The sequence below is a fragment of the Geodermatophilus sp. SYSU D00815 genome, assembly GCF_054050035.1.
In genome coordinates this window covers 1-1,501 of sequence record NZ_JBJGYO010000061.1, presented here as the reverse complement: position 1 = coordinate 1,501, position 1,501 = coordinate 1, and the positions used below count along the sequence as shown (strand labels likewise).

The 1,501-nt window shown below is 73.9% G+C and carries 1 protein-coding gene and 1 pseudogene; both read right to left on the bottom strand.

Translation table 11 applies throughout. The annotated features are described in order from the left end of the window. A partial coding sequence (locus tag ACI78S_RS25080; RefSeq protein ID WP_456977707.1) for a HAMP domain-containing protein occupies window positions 1-943 on the bottom strand: 943 nt, incomplete at its 3' end. A 320-nt stretch (window positions 944-1,263) separates the two neighbouring features. Next, window positions 1,264-1,501, bottom strand: a pseudogene (locus ACI78S_RS25075) (methyl-accepting chemotaxis protein); the annotation flags it as partial.

The following is a 1,501-nucleotide window of genomic DNA, read 5'->3' as shown; positions in this document are numbered from 1 at the left end:
CACCGGACTGCGCCGAGGTCTCCTCCGCCGAGGCCGAGATCTGCGCCGAGGACGCCGAGAGCTCCTCCGACGACGCCGCCACCGCGTCCGCCGACGAGGCCACCGAGCCCAGCACCGTGCGCAGGTTCTGCTGGGCGGCGCCCAGGGCCGACGCCATCCGGCCGAGCTCGTCGCGGCCGGTCACCTCCGGGGCGACCGTCAGGTCGCCGCGGGCCAGGGCCTCCACGGAGGTCTGCACCGAGCGCACCGTGGCCACGATCCGGCGGACGACGACGACGGTGAGCGCCCCGGCCACCGCGATGCCGACGCCCAGCGACAGCCACAGCGTCAGGACCGCCGAGGAGGCGATCCCCTGCGCGTCGTCGGTGTCGGCCTGGCCGGCCGCGACGCGGCGGTCCTGCATCGCGGCGTACTCGTCCATGAGGGCGTCCGAGCTGTCCTGCAGGGGGCCGGTGATGAGCGCGGCGGCGGTGGCGAGGTCGCCCGCGTCCGCCGCCGGGACCAGCTGCCCGTCGGCGACCGCGTAGTAGTCGTCCACGTGCCCGCGGAAGACCTCGAAGGCCTCCTTGTTCACGGTCACCTGCGCGTAGGCGTCCAGCTGCTCCTCGATGGTGGTGCGGCGCTCGGCCAGGTCCGCCAGGAGGGCGGCCCGCTGCTCGGCGTTCGCCAGCGGGTAGGTGTTGTACCGGGACCGGTCGCCCTGCCAGGAGCGCTGGATGTTCGCCAGGTCGGCGAGCGTGACCACGTTCTCGTTGATGCGGCCGGAGGCGGCCTCCAGCGAGTGGATCCGGGTGACGGCGAGGACCGTCATGGCGACCGCCACGACCGCGAGCAGGGCGACGGCCGCGCCGATCTTCATGCCGACGGGGCGGTCGGCGAACCAGCCGCCCGCGGGAGCGCGGGTGGGTGCGGCGACCGGGTCGTCGGTCAGGTGGTCGGGCATGGCGTCTCCTCGTGCGGCCGCCGCGGCGGCGGGGGGGCGGGTGGTTCGGGCTCGCGGCGGCGCCGGCGCTGGTTCCCTGGGCGAGGCCGGGTGACCCGTGCGGCTGCACGGCCCGGCAAACGGAACGCTAAGGGGCGGAACAGGACCGACCGGAGCATTTTCCCGGCGCGTCGGGCATTTCTTCTCGAACTGTGCACCGGCCCCAGGAGTCGCATTCCTGTAATTGCCGCCATGTCGACATGTCGGAGTCGGTGAGCGGTGTCCGGAAATGGCTCCGGGGCCGCGCCGACGTGCTCGGCGCGGCCCCGGAGGGAATGGCGTCAGTACCGGAAGGTGCCGACCGTGGTGCGCAGTTCCGCGGCCATGCGGGAGAGCTCGTCGACGGCGGTGCGGGTCTGGGTCAGGGCCTGCGTGGTGGAGTCGGCGGCGGTGGAGACGCCGGTGATGTTGCCGGCGATCTGACCCGTCCCGTCGGCGGCCTCCTGCACCGAGCGGCTCATCTCGTTGGTCGTGGCGGTCTGCTCCTCCACCGCGGACGCGATGGTGGTCTGCCGGTCG